Raw genomic sequence first — 19,340 nt, forward strand, 5'->3', positions numbered from 1 at the left:
TAAAAATGCGCTATCAAGATCTAGTCGATTTGTTGAATGCTTCGAATCAAGCAGAATACACTGCAAGTTTTTATCGTGCCATATCACATATCGGATTTGATAGCGCAATTTATGGTTTTTTGCCAAGCCATGAATTTGTTAAACACTTGAACCAAATGCCTATCATACTAGCCACCGAAAACGCCCCTCTCGATTATTTAAAGTACTATCAGGAAAATGAAATTTTTAAGCCTGAGAAGGATATCTTCGTGGCTCAAATACTGTCAGGGCATCGAAAGCCAATCAATTGGTGGCGGGACTTACAGAGTTTTAACCCCACTGAGTTACAAGTTGCTACCTTAGCCCATGCAAAAAACGAATTTGGTCTCAATAACGGTTTTGTCGTCCCGCTCATGTGCGACCACAGAGGCTACGCTTGTGTTACTTTGTATAGCAATTTAAGTGATAAAGACTTTAATCATCTGGTACAGGAAAATGAAGAACAAATCGGGTTATTTTGCTCGGCGTTGAACAGCAAAATCTTCTCAGATCCAAACTTAGTTGCCGAGTTATACGACAATTATATAAAAATGAGCGATACAGAGCGTCAAGTGATGCGATACTTGGTTTCGGGGAAACCGATGAAGCAAATTGAAGATCATATTGGAATAACCTATCGCTACGCTGCAAAAGTAATTGATAAATTTAGAAAAAAGCACGGAAATGTGCCAAAAGACAAATTGCTCTATTCGTTAGGGCACTACTTTAGTTGATTTAACGCTAGTATTTCATATCTGATTTATCGTACTAACGGACGAGTTTGTCTTTAATGTGGCAGGTTACTCTGAGCGAGGAGTGGATATTAATGCTAACTTATTTTTGGACAAAAACGTGTTTAGGAGTTGGATGATTACTATTACTTTGACTAATGGCTTTGCATAATAATTTTTTGCGACGGAACAAATTATTGCAACGGCTTGTTGCAAAATTAGGTCGGTAGACTGTTAGACGAATCACCTCTGTCCTCCCCAATTTACACCAATAGAGCTTTTGGAAGAAGCTAAAGCTGGCTCTATTAATTATAAACTTATATTTTCAATAAAATAGCATTTCTATGTTACGATGTGCTTGTCAGTTAGGGACAATTACTAGGTTAGCGTGGAAGGTAATAAATGCTCAGTATCGATGAAGCAGAAACAAAGTTTAAAACAATCTATTCTGAAGTTATCAATAATCTTGGCTCTATCGCTAGCGAGGAAGACTCAAAAATTCAAATATTAAATAGAATTTTTACAGAGTGCTTAGGCTGGGGGTTTAGTGATATCAAAGCTGAGACTAAACATGAAAATGGGTTCTCCGACTACATCTTTCGTGCAAGTGATACCCCTCAGTTTGTTGTTGAAGCGAAGAGAGTAGGAAGGCTAGATGTAGAAGTTGCTAAAAGAGATGCCATAAAGTACCTCAAACTTAGCGGATCCGCCCTCAAAAAATGTAATGATGGGATTGATCAAGCATTTAGTTATGCTTCTCCGAATGGCCTACCTCTTGCCATTCTAACTGATGGTTTAATATGGGTTGTTTTTAAAACACATATTCCTGGAGAGAATTATAAGAATAAACAAGGTATTGTTTTCCCGTCGCTTGAAGCAATAAAAAATGATTTCAGCTCATTTTTTGAATTATTATCAAAATCTAATGTCGAGAATAGGGTATTTAACTCAATATTTGATGATGTTCATCATAACAGGATATTGATAAGCCATAACCTAAAAGCTCCTATAGATGATACAGAAATAAAACTAACAAAAAGGTCAGATATTGCTTATGATCTAGAAAAGGTTTTCGCGAATTTCTTTGAGAGATTATCAGGAGATGATGACGATGACATGATGGTAGAATGTTTTGTGGAGTCTCATGAAAGCCGTATCGCTGATTACTCTCTAGAAAAAATAACTACCAGTGTATTAGGAAACCTCTCTCGTGAAAAAAACAATGTGGATGGAGAACTGTCTAGAATAATATCCAATACCATTGAATCAGAAAATATAGGTGAGTCAGAACAATCTATTTTCATTGTTGGGCCTACAGGTTCTGGTAAAACGGCATTTTTAGAGCGGTTTTTTAGTAAAACTCTTTCGAAAACGATTAGAGATAAGTGTATTGTTCTAAATGTTAACTGCTTAGATGCATCAGGTGATGAGCAGACAATCGTAAATTGGATGATAGAAAGACTGATTGCTCAATTAGAATCTCAATTATATGCTGATGGAATACCAACTTGGGATGACTTACGAGGCTTATATCATGGTCAATATCTCAGGAGAGTTAGAGGAGTAGACAAAGAACTGTATGAAACAGATAAGTCAGCATTTAAAATTAAGTTTGGTGATTTTTTAGAGAATGAAGTAGAAAAAGACAGGGAAGGTTATTTAAATAGAATTTTAAAAGATGTCTTGAACAATAGACATATGCTGCCAATTATCGTCATAGATAATACAGATGAATTTTCTTTAGAATTTAAAACTAGAATATTCCAATTATCTAATTCGATAAAGAGAGAAATTAACCACTGTATGTTATTTTTCCCTGTTACGGATAAATCAGCCTGGATTTTTTCTAAAACTGATATATTTAGCATTCATCAATCTCGGTCTTTTTTCCTTCCAACTCCGTCGCCAAAAGAAGTTTTTAGAAAGAGAATCAACTATATAAATGGAAAGCTGTCTTCACCATCTTCAGAGGACGACAAGAAGCTCTACTTTTCTAAAAAAGGTATTGGTATATCGATTACAGATATTAATAGCTTTGCGAAAGTAATTGAAGATGTATTTGTCAATCATGATTATACATCTAAAACACTGGGTGAACTTACCAACTTTAATATACGAAGAACTCTCTTGCTATCTCAGAGGGTTATTACCTCCCCGATCATAAGGATCGAAGATTTAATAAAATCTTATATTTCTGGAAATATGGTTACCACCAATTTCACTAAGTTTATAGAAGCATTGATTTTGGGGGATTACACCGTATATAAGCAAGGTGATGCTCCTGAAATATGTCCTATATTCTGTGTTTCTGGTGGTTATATTCAATCGCCATTATTGAAATTAAGAGTTCTATCATTGCTAAAAGCTACACAGCAAGGGAATAGATCTATTGAAGACAAGCACTTAACAGTTCCTTCAATAATCAGCTATTTCGATACCATGGGTGTTCATGAAGCAACTATAGAGCATACGTTAATAGAGCTTTTCGAATTGGGTTTAATTGAGCCATATGATTTATCGATGAGTAGCTTGTCTAATAATCAAAGATTTACAATATCTTATAAAGGTAGTTCCCATCTGCAATTAGCATCTAGAAACAGTGTATATTTCTACCAGATGGCGCTAACAACACCGATCGATTGCTCTGATACTTCTGAAAAAATCAGGTCTACTTATAAGGCCAATATTAGGTTTATTGAAAAAGTAAATAGAATCAAAAATATATTTTCAGACTACTTAATAAAAGAGGATGTAAAATATATATCTGAACCTAATCATTCAGAAAAGTATGAGCATCAAGTGTTGATGATAAAAAATATAGCTGGTTTTGGCAGTCGAAAAGCTCCTGAAGATGAATTGGTATCGACTTTCGGTGATTACTATAAAAAAGGGACTATTTTACGAGGCGTAGATGCAGTAGTTGACGCATTTGATGTAAATGACAAGAGTGGTTTTGCGAATGTGGAAAGTTATGAGGAAAGCGTCTATTTTAATCTAATGCAGTTAAGAAGCTTAGGTGTTGAATTTGTACATGATGGTGATATTTTAAGATGTGACATTGCCAGAGGAGATAATGGAATATATATAGAGAGAGTTCATTATGTTCTTGATAACAAAGAAGATATAATTGTAGACGATTGCATTATAACCAAAGTGTTTTCTCATAGAGGGTATGGGTTTTGTAAGTTTGGTTCTTCTGAGCAGGACGCTTTCTTTCACAAAACAATATTTGATAAAACAACAAGGAAAATACTGTCTGAGGGATTTAAATTTAAAGCAGAAATTATACCTGGGCAGAAAGGAGACTATCAGGTAAGAATGGTGATACCTGATGCAGGTGCTAACTGAAAACATAATTAACAGCTTAGATAAGTAGCTAAAATTAAGGACCTTTTAGTTTGTATTTGCGTTACTTTTCCTGAACTATAGTACCTGAGCTAGACTGTTTTCTCTCGCTCACTTTTGTCCAAATACGAGTTAGGCGAACGTCCGCTATCGTAATTAGATTTAAGATATTAAGTTGCTGTTGAACCGCCGAGTTTGACACACATACAACAGCCAAGTTTAATTTAGCCCTGTTGTTCTGGTTTATTAACGTCTGGTGGTTTAGCTGTGGTCTCTAATTAAGTCAACTATGGCTAGGTTTTATGGCCCACTCATCAAATTGTGCATGAGTGGGCCTGCTTTATTTTAGTTTGTTGAGCGATCACTTACGATAGGTGATGGTGGGTTTTTGGGCTTATTACTCTGGTGTAGCATAAAGTAATATTGTTGGCGTTCATTGGATTGATTATTGATATCAATACGTGCAACTCCTGCTATTACGTCTAAACCATCGGCACTCTTCACCAAGGGGTAGTCGTTTGGACCGAGAGAGAGTAGGGATACTCTGTTGAATACCAAAGTTTCTACATTCTGAACTGTTTGATGTTGGTTATCTTCACCGACATCAAAATAATGGTTGCCGCCGTATACATCTTTTCCAATGTTACGCATAAATGCCCCCATACTGATAAGGAAGTTGTTTTCAACTTCAATGCCTTTTAGCCCATAGAACAGCTCGTGCTCACCGACAAATACAATTCTTCCCCCCTGTGCAGCAAATTGTTTTAAGCGACTGACTTCATCCGGAGAATATGAGTTAAGTGGAGTCCAGAGTACGATAAGTTTTATTTGTGGGTCATCAAGATCCCAATCTTCTAGAGACTGATATGTAATAACTTCAAAGCCTAAATCTTCCCAAGTACTGTACAGGTAATTAATAGATTGGCATGACCAACTGCAGCGAGAATCATGAGATCGATCTAGGACTATTTTAGAACCTTGGGCACGGAGGCTGTTTCCTGAAAAACTGGCTAGGTTTTTCGCAAATTGCGTGTTATCAGCTTTGTAAATCCGCTCATCATCTAGAATATTGACATCATTGAATACGATTAAATCTCCACCAGCTGCAGGTGCGACGTTACTGTCAAACGTAAAACCAATAATTGAATTTGCTCGGCTCCCCTGACTATCTGTCGCATAGAGTATAATGTTGTTTTCACCTTGAACAAAAGACTCCGCTGGTTGAGTGAGTGCGAAACTGCCACTATTAAGCGCAAAGCTAATGTCTCTTTTAGCCTCTCCATTTATAGAAATAAATAATTTGGCGATACTTGATTGAACTGTTTCAATCTTGCCTTCTATTAAGATGTTACTACTCAAAATTGCGCCAGGTGTTGGAGACAATATTGTGATTTGTGGTGGAACTTTTAATGTTAACTCAGATGTTGGCTCCGAAATTGCGCGATAAGCGCTTAAATCGCTTTCGTTTCCTGTTAAAGCAACATCTATGATACATGCTTCAAGCCTGCTTTTTATGCTTACATACTTTTGGCACAATTCTTTAACCCGTTGATATTCCGCACTACCAATTTGTGCCTCTAACCTCGCTTGAGTTAACAATGTTCGTGGAAAGTTAAGGTCAACGAAGCTTTCAGGGGTCTCATCATTGAAGTAGTCGAACAAAGAGGATTCGGATGTTACACGCCAACTATTGCCGTAAATATCATAAAGTTGATTGAAGTTACCTTGGTCTTCAATTTGATTGCCGTTAGCATCCGTTAAGTCATTGTCGACGTTGCCATCAAAGTATCCTAGTAACCCATTAACGCTGCCTGCACGAGAGTTTGGTAAAAGCACTTCTGTCTCGACAAACTCACCCCGCCGATACACTTTTAGTAATGAGGTGTCTGGCCAAGTTATTTCGTAATGACGATTATTTTGTTTAAAGATACTTGCTTGATTAGAAAGCTCACTAGCACCGTTATTCAATGTTTGTAATTGACCATCAATAAGCACGGCAAGGCCTTCATCATTGGGGTAAAAGGTGACTCTTGTTCCTGCGACATTTGCGGCGACAGCGGCATTGAAAGACACGTGTTGATTGCCAGGGACTGCGACATAACGGCCCTGAATCTCAAAAGTGTCGATATTGGACTTGGCTAAGATATACTCACCAACGCCATTAAATCCATAGTTTAAGCCGTCAAACGTACGTAAGTTTGGGTCTCCTGTGACACGAGCCTGCTTGCGCGGGTTGCCTAGGTTGTCGTCAATTGGGTTGCTACCATCTACGGGCTCACCACTGAGCAGAATTAATTGAACTGGTTGGTTGGTGTCCTCGGTAACAGTGATTGTAATGCGCTCTGGTTGAAAACCCGATTTAGAAGCGATCACATGATAATCACCAACTGCGAGTGGTGGAGAACTAAAGGCGCCACTGGTATCGGATGATAATTGTTGAGAAAACCCAGTGCTTACGCTTGTTAGTGACACATCAGCGTCTGATATGGGGCTACCGTCAACGTCGGAGATAGCACCTGTAAGCGTATTGAATTGAGTCTCAAATGGGCATACTTCAGAGCCCCAAATTGGTTGCTCCAAATCATAAAGAGGAATCTTTTTCTTCTTAGCTTTACTTGTCAGCCCAAGAATATCGCCTACAAAGCCGTAATCTAGGTTGGCATTAACTCCTAATCCTACTGAGAGTTCAAGTTTACAATTTGGCTCATGATCTGCGCTTTTGTAGTTTGCTTTAGCAGCATATTTTGCATATGGGCCCATTGCTAACCCTGCTCCAGGGCCATCTAACTCTATCTTATTCCCAAATGGTAATGGTACAGACAACTCGTAAGCAGAAAGCATAAACTGTAGCTCTGCTTTTACTTTTGCTGATGTTTCACCTGATAGTTCGTATTCAGGTCCAATTTGAGATATGACAGGCACAAAGCTGTGAACTGGGCTCAGTTTTTCGTTTTGATATTTGAATCCGGTTCTATAGTTTCCTGATGCACTAATACCCATCTTTAAATTTGCTTTATCAGCAACAATAACATTAGCGCCAAGTTGTGGGTGTAATTTGACGTTTAAAAATAAAGGAATAGGCCCCACGAATAGCTTAACATTTTTGTTAATAATGGGATTGAATACCTTGCTTTTGTTCAGGCCTCCTTTGTAACTGTAGTTCGCTTTTAGATAAGTATTAGTGAGGTAATCTGCTTGAGCAATTGTAGAAAAGTGAGTTACCTCACCACGAATAATTGAAAACTCTATTCCTATCTGGGCGCTTGAGTTCATCTTTAGTTCTACAACAGACGTGACTTCAGGGCTTAGTTTTTGTTGCAGTGTTCTTGAGAACGTTAAGATAGGAACATCTACACTCGACTGTACCGTATTATTAGCAGTTGAAATCGACTGATTAAGTGTCGCTGCTTGGTTCGTGATAACAAGGTCTAGTTTAACGTCTGCATCTGGAAAAGCTTTGTGTAATGGTGCTTGCGAGGTAGTTAAAATATTACCATTAATATCAAGAACCTCACGCATAAACCCGGTGTCGCCATCAGTGGTGACACCGACTATAATATCACCGACTTGTATGTCGCTTAACGCACCTGCGGTGAGTGTGAGCCTACCCATCTCTGGGGTAATTTCTACTCCCGATTGGCCATCAACGATAAAGGTTGTGTAACCGTCAACGGCTCTTGTTGCCGGTTTCAATTCGCTGCTCGGGTCTAATGTAGCGATGACTTCAGCATTTTCAAGCGGTTGCTCATCATGGTCACCTGTGTAGTCAACAAAATCTATTGCTTCAGCAACTTCTACATTGGCGCTTGCAGAGATAGAGTAGCCTGATTTATCTGAGACTGTGACCGTAAACTCAAGGTTATCTCCAGTGTAGTCTTCAGGGATTTTTAGTGAAGCAAAATCGGGTTTATCGTTATCAATGTTAAGCTCTATATCTGTTGATTCTTCCCATACAATGCTGTCAATTTCAACGGCACTCGATATATCTGCTTTTAATTGTGCCCACGACCCTTTCGCGATGCTCTGAGGTACTTGCAATTGAATCGTTATGTTGTTCAGGTTGTTTACGGTAACAACTACCTGATCAGTAGCACTTCCTCCTTCATCATCAATAACTGTTAATTCGAAGCTTAACTCCTCGTTTTCTGTGACATCTGGAGCCACAAATGAGGAAATTGCGTTGCTTTGGTCCGATAGCAAAACTGGTGGGCCTGAAAGTTGCTGCCACTGGTAGCTTTTAATCACCCCATCGTTATCTGTGCCACTACCGTGTAATGTGACGGTTGCCTTTTCATCGACCGTTTGATTTTCTCCTGCTTGAGCAATCGGTAGGCTGTTCGTTGGTTTATTTATATCGTTATCTGAGTCCCCACCACATGCGACTAAAACGCCTGTTAACAACGTAATTAGGGTTGTGCGTAGAGGAATGTATTTATGCAGATCCATAACCATCCTTATGTATTTGAGCGAGAGCAAGTTGCTTTGAAAAAATAAGAATGCGTGAAAAAAACAGCATGAGACAGGGTCGAAATTTCCACCTTGTTCAGTATCGGTTCATTGAATAAATTAACTAGGTGTTAATAAAATCAAAAGGGTTATGGACATGGAACACGGCACTATATCACAACAATCTACAGGAAAATCTATATCAGGCGTTTGGAATTTGCCTTTACTGCTTTGTTTGCTCTTTCTGTTAGTGCAGCTGGCTGGGTGTAATGCGATGCACACTGCGGTGAAAAAGCGAGATTTAAGAGTTGAAACTAAAATGAGCGACTCTATATTTCTAGATCCAGTCAGTCAGGACAAGCGCACAGTGTTTTTGCAACTCAGAAACACATCGGATAAGCAGGATTTAGTCATCGCTAACGAGATACAAACTGCATTATTGTCAAAAGGCTACAAGGTTGTTAATGACCCAGATGCAGCGCACTTTTGGATCCAAGCGAATATTCTCAAAGCTGGCAGAACAACCGCTGATGAAAATCGAGGAATTTTAGCCCAAGGCTATGGTGGGGCTGTAGCGGGTGCTATTGTTGGTGTTCAGTTTGGTAGTGGTCGAGGACAAGCTGCTGCAGGCTTGCTTGGCGCAGCTGCGGGCTTTGTTGCTGATGCAATGGTGGAAGACGTTTATTTTAATATTGTTACTGACTTACAGGTTTCTGAGCGCGCGAAATCGGGTGTCGAAGTACAAGAAGGTAATAGAGCTAAACTAAAGCAAGGTAACTCAGGCTATAAATCGGTGACTTCAAACGAGGTGACCGACCGTAAAAAGTATCAAACACGGATCGTTTCTACAGCGAATAAAGTAAATCTGGAATTCGTTGAGGCTCGACCCAAGCTAGTCCAAGGTTTAGTAAATTCTATTTCGGGCCTGTTGTAGCTAGGTGTGCGGTAATATTGGAAATATAGTATTAGCATGGAAGTAACGTGCCAATACTATATTTCCATTTATTTTTAACTGCTATAGCGAATAGCAGACACCCATCATAATATAGATGCGAATTGTGGTGGGGTCTGTGTTAGTGCTTTATTGGCTTGTTATACAACTTTTAACTCATGAGTCCAATCTTTCCATGAAATTGATTTGCCCGGCAGTACTATTTTTGAGAAAGGCCACACCGATTGAAGCCAGTTTAAGATAGTCTGATAAAGTATTTTTTCTAACGCAATACTATCATCTCGAATCCACAAGTAGACTTCGCAGTCATAATTTAGTGAACGGCTTGGATCTATATAAACAGAGCCTAGACATTTTTCTTTTGAATTGTTAAATACGGAATATGCAAAAGCATCCCTTGATTCAAATTCTTGTTTATGAACCCTTAAGCTTTCTATATTTTCTTCGAGGGTCATATTAACTTTAGGCCACTCAGTTTCAGGGCCAAATATTCCTTGTAGTCTTTTTTGACTGGACATTACAGCTTCAAAGTCTAACTCAGCAACTTCCTCTTCAAGCACTCTGAAATGAAAATTTTCACTATCAAAAAACGTCGGAGGCTGGAACGATTCAGGAATAAAAGGATTGGGCATACTCAGGGCTATCCGTAGTCGTATAACATTTAAGTATTTATGCGACACACAGTTTGTGTTGCATAATCGCTTGTTGGACTGAGCCGCTACCTGCTCGGTGTGACAGAGTTGGCGTTGCTTATGCTGTGGGCTTACTTAGAAAAAATAGACTTTTTAGAGGCTTTATCGCCCCTAGCTAGTTTGAGCAGCTAATCTATTATTAATTAAGCTTTCCCTGCATTGCTCAGCGTTTATTATGCATTCATTACACCTAAATTTGGCTGGATAAGCAATTATATTTTTATAAGTACAGATAGATAGCGGACACCCGCCATAACATAGGTGCAAATTGTGGTGGGTGTCCGCATTAGTCCTTATTATTTCTTCTGGCTCAGGGACTTACTGGAGTGGTAGTTTTTCCGTGCTATGCAAAGCATACAAAAATTACCAATGTGGCCAATTATTGCTAGTTCGCTTTTTTAACGAGCCCATTATTGTCGAATTCATATGCCCTAAGCCCATCGTCAGTTATTCCTGCGATTATACAACCTTTTGAATCAATAACTGTTAGCCTCAACTCTCTATCATCGGTAATTTTTGCTTCAAACCTGTCTGTTATGTATGGAACCTCAAATTCAATACCATGAACCGCTACTAACAAACCATGTACCTTAATGTATGCCCCTTCTAGAATGTAACAGCCGTGGGACATGCCTGTCACCTCATGTATATCACCATAGCCATTAGAAGTAAGTTCGAATAGGTTTAATAGCTCATTTCCTTGGCTATCATAAAAATACTGAAGCTGAGTACGATAACTAAAAGTGTTCTCACCTGCTTTTAGCAGTGAGCGCAGCTCTTTCTTTCCTTGCTCCGTAAAATGAGGGGTTATTTTGATATTAGCTCTATCAGGCCCGTAAATCATTCCTTCTATGATTAGGCTAGAAATAAAGTTATTTTCATCCAACTCAATACTTGGCCTTAGCTCATATAGCTCTATTGGTTTACCAACTATACCTTCCGAGTTATCGGCATATTTACGTGCTGGTAACGTATAACCAGTTGCAGAGAAGAACTTTCCAGAGTTAATTTCTTTAATATCTGGCAGTGCTCCGCCTAGCTTTTGAAGGTCTCCACGCCCCACTTTTTTACCTTGTACGGTATAGTCTTTCGCCTCTCCCATTGAAGCTTCTGCACCGCTACCGGAATAAACATCCATTTGATACAACGTATCTGACAAGGCACCTCTTAATCTCTCATCATGTTTTACATCTCCACCTTCAAGAATATGAAGTACAATAGCTGCTAGCCTTTCATATGCTTCGCCTTTCTTTACTGGGGAGTAACCAAATACCTCGTAAAAAAGCTTGTCTATAGAAGATGCCATGATTTCTCCAAGAGCTAACTGTAATTAGTGAAACCTTTCAAGGAAGGCTAACTCGTAAGGTAGGAGCTGACCTTTGTATAGACAAACTAATTAAGTTTTAAAAGATTATCGTAAACATACACTAGTCGAAATAAAGTTAATTCACAACAGCAGCATTAGGAAGGCACGTCAAAGATTAGGTGAAGGGCGGCTGTCTGCTCATAGTAGCCTGTCAACGCAGATTTACGCCACTACATTATAGATATACCAGCGCATGTCTTATCCAAGCCTCAGGTTAAATAATATAATTAACGCTCAGGACTGTGATTTATAAAAGCTTTCTAACTTATCTAAAAAACCATACAGTTTTTGGTTCATTTCGTCATAGTTATGGTTCAGTAAAACCTCTGGCTCATCTACAAATGGATGCTGCAACGCGTCACTGAGGTCGTCATTTTCAATCAGTAATGCGACGATATCTTTGGTAAATTCCATATGGCATTGAAAACCGTATACTAGGTCTCTATAGGCGACAATTTGCCTTGGGCACCCCGCGCTATATGCAATCACTTGTGCTCCATTGGTGAGCCCTGGCATATCATTATGCCAATGGCCAACATCCAACACTTTTCCAAAATGGCTAAATAGTGGGTGTGTCATCCCGGCTTCCGTCAAAGTTATCGGGTATTTTCCTATTTCACGCTCAGGGCTAGGTTCAAATGTTGCACCTAACGCTTCACCAATGAGTTGCGACCCTAAGCATATACCAAGCACAACCTTTCCGGCGGTAATCGAGTTCAAGATGACTTCTTGCTCACCTTTTGCATCGAAGTGTGGGCATTGCTCAATAGTTGTTGACGGATCTTGAGGTCCTCCCATGACAATCAAAAAATCTAAGTCTTCGATATTTTTTGGGAGCGCTTCTCCTTGATAAACTCGCGAGTAAGTAATGGTATGGCCGCGTTTATTTGCCCAAGATTCATAGGCGCCGGGCGCTTCAAAATGTTCATGAACGATAAAGTGAATATGCATCTTTGTGCCTTTTAATTTACGATAGGCTATAGATGGTATATTAAATTCGGATGGCGTAACTTATACTAACAGACGTTTAATGTTGATAAGTCGCCAAGATGCAAGCTAATGACCTTATTAAAGGTTCTCCTAATAAACAAATCATAACTAAAACGACGAATATGGCTTCTGGCTATGTTGATGACTTCCACTCGCATTCGTGGCATCAAATTGTGTTTCCTTTGCAGGGGCTGCTGCAATCAAGTATCGGCGATAAAAGCGGGATTGTTCCTCACAATGGCATGCTCTACATACCCGCAAATACAGTGCATAAATCCATAGCGATCACAAATACACAGTTTTTGGCGATTTACCTTAATCCCGACAAATATGTTCAGTATGGAGACAAACCAAAATCCTGTCTGGTAACGCCATTTATTAAAGCATTAATACTGCTTCTATTTGAAAACGAGACGCTCACTCAAGCAGAGTCCAATATCACACATTTGCTAACGGTATTGCGGGATCAAATCACGATCGCAAACCATTATGAAATACCCCTACTCATACCTACCGATAAACGCCTTTTATCCATTTTCTTACAGCTTAAAGAGCAACCGGATCTACCATTTACTTTAAAGGAATGGGCAACAAAAGTAGGCGCTTCTGAGCGCACTTTGTCGCGATTGTGCTCAAGAGAGTTTTCTCAATCATTTTCACGGTGGAGACAAAATGTGAGGTTAGTTTTATCTTTGCAATTGTTAGGGTCGCAAAAGAGCATACAGGAAATTGCTATTGAGTTGGGGTACGCTTCTGACTCTGCGTTTGTTCAAGCGTTTAAGAAATTGTTCAACCAAACACCGAGAAAGTACCGAATTGCCAACTTACAGCACAACGTAAATTTATTTTGATCAACTTCTGCTGCTTTCAGGTTACCTGTACTAGAGACGAAAGTATCTTATCGCGAATGCTTTTAAGTTCTTCTCGCTTTATGTAGTCTAGGCGGGATTTGATTATTGGAGGCATTTCGCGATGTTGCGAATTCTTTTATGTGCTAGCTTAGGATTAGCACCAAGTTTTGGGTTAGTTGCCAAAGAGGTAATGACCCCTGACAAGCTTTGGCAAGTAAAGCGCGTAAGTGCGCTTGGGTTATCTAAAGACAACACCCATGTAATTTATCGAGTTACAACGCCAAGCGTTGAAAACAATGACTTTGATAGCAAAGTTTATCAAGTGCCGTTAAAGGGTGGGGCGTCTCAGCTTTTAAGCGCGTATCAAGGAATATTGTCAGACGACAACATTTCACCAGATGGCAGCAAAAAACTATTTCATGACACCGTCAATGTTGAAGCTGTGTTAGCCACGGATAGACACAAAGCGCTTACGCAAGCAGATGCGTATGTATTTGATGATTTAAACTACCGCCATTGGGATACCTGGAAAGACGGCAGTGTTAAACATGTGCTCTATCAGGATCTAATCACAGAAGAAAAAGTCGACATCATGAAAGGGATGCCTTTTGATAGTCCGACCTCACCATTTGGTGGTTCAAGCGATTATGTTTGGGGTCCAAAAGGTGAAAATATTTACTATGTCAGTAAAAAGCTGACTGGCGCAGAATATGCGAGCAGCACCAACACAGATATTTATCGTTATAACTTAGCGAGCAAGAAAACCACCAATCTAACCGAGCAAAACTTGGGTTATGATAAAAGCCCTGAGTTCTCATCGACAGGGTTGCTGGCTTTCTTACGTATGGATGAAGCCGGTAACGAGGCGGATAAAAATGACATTATCGTTAAGTTGGGTGACAGAGAAGTCAACTTAACTGCGCACTGGGACGGCACGGTAAGCAGTTTTGAGTGGAGTCACGATGGTAAGCATATTTATTTTATTGCACCAGTTGACGGGACAATCCAGCTATTTCAAGTAGCGGTGAGCAGCAAAACCAAAGCCAATCCAAAAATTAAGCAGCTAACTAAGGGCATGTTTGATGTAAATAGCATTGTCGCTGCCCTAGACGATCAGTTAGTTGTTACTCGCAATAGCATGAATCGAGCAAAAGAGATCTTCCGCTTTGATCTGAATAGTAAAAAGCTTGTTGCGCTGACAAATGTGAATGAGGCGTTTTATGCTGATTTGGATTTACCGAACGTTGAAAAGCGAATGGTGAAGACAAAAGACGGCGAAGACATGCTAACTTGGGTTATCTACCCACCTAATTTTGATAAGCGTAAGCAATATCCAACGCTGTTATACCTTCAAGGTGGTCCACAGTCGCCGTTATCACAGTTTTATTCCTTCCGCTGGAACTTCCAAGTGATGGCATCACAAGGCTACATTGTGGTTGCGCCAAACCGTCGTGGTATGCCTGGACACGGCGTGAAATGGAATAAAGATATCAGCCAAGATTGGGGGGGTAAGGTAATGCAAGATTACCTTGACGCTATCGACGATGTTGCGAAAGAGTCATATGTTGACAACAAACGTATCGCGGCAGTTGGTGCAAGTTTTGGTGGTTACTCTGCGTTTTACTTAGCTGGCAATCATGATGGTCGTTTCAAAACCTTTATCGCGCACTGTGGCATTTTTGATTTGCGCAGTATGTACGGCACAACCGAAGAAATGTTCTTCGTGAACAACGAATTGGGTGGCGCGTACTGGGAGCAAAACAATGCAGCAATCAGCAAGGCATACAATCAGTTTAACCCAATCAGCTATGTGGATAAGTGGGATGCGCCGATGTTCGTGATCCATGGTGGTAAAGACTACCGTGTACCGCTGAGCCAAGGAATGCAAGCCTTTCAAGCTGCTAAACTACGTGGCTTGAAAAGCCGTTTTCTTTATTTCCCTGAAGAAAACCACTGGGTACTGACACCGCAAAACGGAATAGTCTGGCAGCGTGAATTCTTCAAGTGGTTAGAAGAAACTTTATAATTGATGTCACTACTAGTTAAGAAAATGCCAGATCGCACAGTGTGTAGTCTGGCATTTTTGTTTTGCAGTTTAACCTTGGTGCTGTGCTAGTATTGGTGTGCCCAAAAATTGAATTAGTCAACGGAAAATAGAAGGAAAAGTTAAATGATTAAAAGGATAATAAGTGGTTTTTGGTTACTTATGTTGGCTGTGAATACACAGGCAGCTGAAGAAGCGTTAACGATTGATAGTGTAGTGCCTAACAATATGGAACTGGCTTTTCCGAATGATGCCAATATTTACCCAGATATCAGTGACTTCAAGGTACTTAACGCGGTACTGATGAGTAACGAAAACGGTGAGCGCTGGGCAATGATCACGATTAAAAATCAATCGAGCGGGCGTCGGACATTAACACAAAAACACCTGCTGGCACTAACAGCTAACGGGCAAAGGATCGCGCCGATGAAGCTTTCTGAAAGCTTTGATGGCGGAGAAACGCTTTCACTCACACTGGCTTTCGGTGAGAACAAGTTTCCGTTGCTTAACGTGTATACGCGAAATTAATAAGCCTTAGTAGCATCACTTTTTACAACCATAGTCACTGTGCTAAACGTTGCGACTTAGGTAACCATGTTTGTTAGCACCTGATATTTAGCCTCTGACAAACTCCGATAGATCCACATCAGCAATTCATCAATTAAAAATAAGCAATGTATCAAGTTTTAAAAGTTTTTATTTCATAAGCTTACCCAAAAATGGAGAAAAGCATGAAAATACTTTTAAAAAGTTTGATGTGGTTAAATTGCGTGTTGTTTGCGTTAGTTACTCACGCTCAGATAGCCTCAAAATTACAGCATATCACTGTGAGTTCAAAGTTAGTGGGAGGGCCTGTTGATGTACAAATATATTTGCCTTTTGATTTTGATGTTAACCGAAAAGAGCCATACTCAACGCTTTATACAACTGCGGGAGAGAGCCGTTTTGATGTACTGAAAGCTGAAGTGGACTGGCTGAGTCACACTAGTTTTTCACCTATCCCGCAACTTGTGATCGTGCGAGTGCCCAAATTGAGTTTTGCTGGGGCTGACAAGTTATCTGACCAAGCGTATTTTGCCTTGCTAGCTCGCGTGTTAGCAAGTGAAGTTGAACCAACACTAATACGGCAATTTAATCTTTCGCCGTTTAAAGTCATTGAAGGGTACTCAAGCAGGGCGGCGATTGCCTTGAATTTATTAGGAGAAATGCCCGGGTATTTCCAAGGTGCAATATTGTCTGCGCCAGTTTGGAGTCACCTCCCCAAACTACTAAAAGAGGATATTAGTGACAGCATCACCAAGGGCAAGCTCACCAATAACCTATATATCAGCCTTGGCAGCTTTGATGAAAATAGACCGTTTTTTGCTGCGCTCGCCGTTTCAAAACGACACCAACACCTGATGCTAGAAGACTTAAGTCAATATCATTATCATGTAGGCGCACAGCTAGCGCTAAGACATGGATTACAACATATTCTTGGCGCAATAAAGCTTCAAGATTATGCTCAATTTGACAAGTCAGGCCTGAATGGGTTGCGAGAATATCACCAAAAACTAGAACAGCGCTATGGGTACTCGATTGATATTAATGCCAACCAGCTTGCTCTAGGGCAATATTTATTCGCGCAAGGCAATACAATACTTGGAAAAAACGCGTTCGATGAGCTACTTACAACTATGCCTAACTCTGTTATTTACAATTTACGTTATGGGCAGACTCTTTTGAATGCGGGCGATACAACACAAGCAACACTTCAGCTAAAGCGTGCCTTGCTGCTAGCAACAGAGCAAAAAAATGAAGAAGCCAAGCAGTATATTGAACAAGTATTGTCTCGGCTTTAGCGTTATTAAGAGTAATATAAAGGTGGCGCACATGTGTGAGCCACCTTTATATTAGCGGTTTTCTGGTTCTGTTATTTTTACTTTAACTTGGTTTGCGCTAAGTGTTTTTGGTGAGTCAGCTAAAACCTTAAAAGGATGTAGTTGAACATCTGTGATCAAGCGAGTCTGCTCGTCGGATTTGCCCAATGTATCCAAAACTTGCGTGTTGATGTTATAGCGCCAGATAGTCGCCTGTTTGTCGGGAATAATCAGCTCATTCCCACGTAGATAAAAACGCCAATGCAATGTGATTTTGTTTGTTATTGGCTGTGGTTTGAGCGAATTGTTGACGAGTACTTTTAAGTTTGGCTCATCTGGTGTGGCTATATAGACAGTACCGTTTTGCTGTATTTGTGCCCAGTGAACCTGCCCCTGATAAAGTGGCTGTTTATGGTTGGTTACAGGGTCGAAAAGTACTAGCTGTTCATCGCCAAGATCATTGATGAGAAGGTAGTTACTTCCTTTTATTTCAATTGATTGCATTATAATTTGCTTTTCAAATAAAGCCGGAAAAACTTCAACGCCAGTGACTAAATTGATTTTCAGTAAACTTTGTTTTGATGCTGCCCACAATTGTTTACCATCGGCTGTCCAAACAAAAGACGAAATATGTTTGTTATGGGTGAGCGGGATCTCTTGCTGTTCTTGCTTTAACCAAACTTCATTGGTGCCTGTACGATTAGAGAGAAATGCAATGGCATTTCCACTTGGTTGGAATTGCCCTGATAGCTCGTCGTAGTGGCTGATTGTAAGTCGGCTTGTAGAGAGGTTGTCTTGAATATTAATCTGCTTTTGTTCTCGAACTAGTGTCGCTAAATAGCTATTACCTTTAATGTATTCAGTGATGTAAAACGATTCTGAGCCGATTGCCGGAATGGCTTGTACAAGCTTGAGGTTTTGAAAAATATAGAGCGCAGATGCGGTTGAAAGTATGTGTGTTGTATCTGGCCCTTCTACTAACATCAACGAACGGTCTAATTCTACATCAGACAATTTTTCTTGTTGAAGAAGAAAAAGCTCGTTTTCTTTGCTAATCATATAACTAGAGAGATAAGCCTCTTCATCTGGATCTTGGGTGAGTAAAGTAAGTTGATCCTCATTAAATGAGGACGCTAAAATTGTTGCTGCTATAGGTAAAGAAGTAAATGTGACTGAGTCTGATTGCGGAGTAAAAAGGGCATACTCGTTATTGGCGATAAGTAACACTTGATGACCAACCCAGTAGGCTTGTCGCACTTCGTTATTTAAGCAAGGAGAGATCACTTTTCTGGCAGCAAATCTTGGTAACACGACGATAGCTTGATGACACTTAGCTTGTGATTTTGTTTTGCGTGTTTCAATGAGTACTGCTTTTTTACCCTCTTTGTTAAGCTGAGGTTTGCCAACAAAATCCAATGCACGGGTAACTAACTTGGTTGTTTGGAAATCCAAATCCTTTACTTTTAGTTCCGCTGCTTGCGGTGTTCTGGCCACATATAATAACCTTCTACCTGAGGTGAGTGTCGCAGTGCTTTCCAACTCCAATCCGTAACTTACAGGTGTAACCTCTGAAAGTTGGAAATTAGCTTTTGGCATAGTTGAATAGCTAAACAATATACCGAAGAGGATGATGAAACCTGCGAAATAGAGAGCACTGGTTCTCAGCTTTTGGCTTAAATTAGTATGCTGCTCCCCAACCTGTAAACGATAGCCCTTTTTATGAAAAGTCTGGATAATACGTTTATCACTATCTCCAAGTAGTTTTCTAAGCTGAGCGATGCATCGTTGAAGGGCATTTGGGGCGACGACGGTATTTTGCCATACAGAATTAAGTAGGTGCTCTTGCGTAACAAGCGTGCCGCGATGCTGATAAAGTATTTCAAGTACTGCCAGCACCTTAGCCTCTAATTTGATTGTCTCATCAAGGTAGGTAAGTTCACCCGTGGCTAAGTCTAGCTTACGGTTATTGATTGTTATCATTATTATTTGGGAGCAGCAGTCGATACAGCTAGTCTATCTTGTATTGGATATAAAAATAACCCATCA

General features: G+C 40.0%; 12 protein-coding genes. 7 read left to right on the forward strand and 5 right to left on the reverse strand.

All coding sequences use genetic code 11. The features are described 5' to 3' along the window. The first annotated feature begins 5 nt into the window (after positions 1-5). On the forward strand, positions 6-752 hold the full coding sequence (locus tag PNC201_RS21510) for an autoinducer binding domain-containing protein (protein WP_010603763.1): 747 nt from the start codon (positions 6-8) through the stop codon (positions 750-752). A gap of 399 nt (positions 753-1,151) precedes the next feature. Further along, complete coding sequence (locus PNC201_RS21515) at positions 1,152-4,097, forward strand: AAA family ATPase (protein WP_102058377.1); 2,946 nt, start codon at positions 1,152-1,154, stop codon at positions 4,095-4,097. A 342-nt stretch (positions 4,098-4,439) separates the two neighbouring features. On the opposite strand, the gene PNC201_RS21520 is transcribed toward PNC201_RS21515, so the two are convergent. Beyond that, a complete protein-coding gene (locus PNC201_RS21520; protein ID WP_158299155.1) occupies positions 4,440-8,540 on the reverse strand; it encodes a PKD domain-containing protein in 4,101 nt (1,366 codons plus the stop codon). Between the two features lie 157 nt (positions 8,541-8,697). On the opposite strand from PNC201_RS21520, the gene PNC201_RS21525 reads away from it, so the two are divergent. Beyond that, positions 8,698-9,474 carry a complement resistance protein TraT gene (locus tag PNC201_RS21525; RefSeq protein ID WP_099031941.1) on the forward strand — a complete coding sequence of 259 codons (777 nt, stop codon included), beginning with the start codon at positions 8,698-8,700 and terminating at the stop codon, positions 9,472-9,474. A 158-nt stretch (positions 9,475-9,632) separates the two neighbouring features. Here PNC201_RS21525 and PNC201_RS21530 read toward each other — a convergent pair whose 3' ends face one another. From PNC201_RS21530 to PNC201_RS21540, 3 genes are all read right to left on the reverse strand, one after another. Continuing rightward, a complete protein-coding gene (locus PNC201_RS21530; protein ID WP_102058379.1) occupies positions 9,633-10,124 on the reverse strand; it encodes a hypothetical protein in 492 nt (163 codons plus the stop codon). Between the two features lie 445 nt (positions 10,125-10,569). Further along, positions 10,570-11,490: a hypothetical protein gene (locus PNC201_RS21535; RefSeq protein ID WP_102058380.1), complete on the reverse strand. Its 921-nt coding sequence runs from the start codon at positions 11,488-11,490 to the stop codon at positions 10,570-10,572. Positions 11,491-11,784: 294 nt separating this feature from the next. Further along, a complete protein-coding gene (locus tag PNC201_RS21540; protein ID WP_102058381.1) occupies positions 11,785-12,501 on the reverse strand; it encodes a type 1 glutamine amidotransferase in 717 nt (238 codons plus the stop codon). A 98-nt stretch (positions 12,502-12,599) separates the two neighbouring features. Between PNC201_RS21540 and PNC201_RS21545 the strand changes: the two genes are divergently transcribed. The 4 genes from PNC201_RS21545 to PNC201_RS21560 all read left to right on the forward strand — a co-directional run bounded on the left by PNC201_RS21545 (position 12,600) and on the right by PNC201_RS21560 (position 17,276). Continuing rightward, positions 12,600-13,391, forward strand: coding sequence for an AraC family transcriptional regulator (locus PNC201_RS21545; protein ID WP_102058382.1), 792 nt, complete (start codon positions 12,600-12,602; stop codon positions 13,389-13,391). Between the two features lie 121 nt (positions 13,392-13,512). Continuing rightward, positions 13,513-15,417, forward strand: coding sequence for a S9 family peptidase (locus PNC201_RS21550; RefSeq protein ID WP_102058383.1), 1,905 nt, complete (start codon positions 13,513-13,515; stop codon positions 15,415-15,417). Between the two features lie 144 nt (positions 15,418-15,561). Further along, positions 15,562-15,963, forward strand: a complete 402-nt coding sequence (locus PNC201_RS21555) for a hypothetical protein (RefSeq protein WP_102058384.1) — start codon at positions 15,562-15,564, stop codon at positions 15,961-15,963. Between the two features lie 203 nt (positions 15,964-16,166). Beyond that, entirely contained in the window at positions 16,167-17,276 is a 1,110-nt protein-coding gene (locus tag PNC201_RS21560; RefSeq protein WP_102058385.1) for an alpha/beta hydrolase-fold protein, read from the forward strand. 51 nt (positions 17,277-17,327) lie between these two features. Here the strand turns inward: PNC201_RS21560 and PNC201_RS21565 are convergent, their stop codons facing one another. Further along, positions 17,328-19,274 (reverse strand): winged helix-turn-helix domain-containing protein, encoded by a 1,947-nt coding sequence (locus PNC201_RS21565; protein WP_102058386.1) that lies wholly within the window; start codon positions 19,272-19,274, stop codon positions 17,328-17,330. Between the last annotated feature and the right edge of the window lie 66 nt (positions 19,275-19,340).

This window comes from Pseudoalteromonas sp. NC201 (assembly GCF_002850255.1).
Classification (GTDB): domain Bacteria; phylum Pseudomonadota; class Gammaproteobacteria; order Enterobacterales; family Alteromonadaceae; genus Pseudoalteromonas.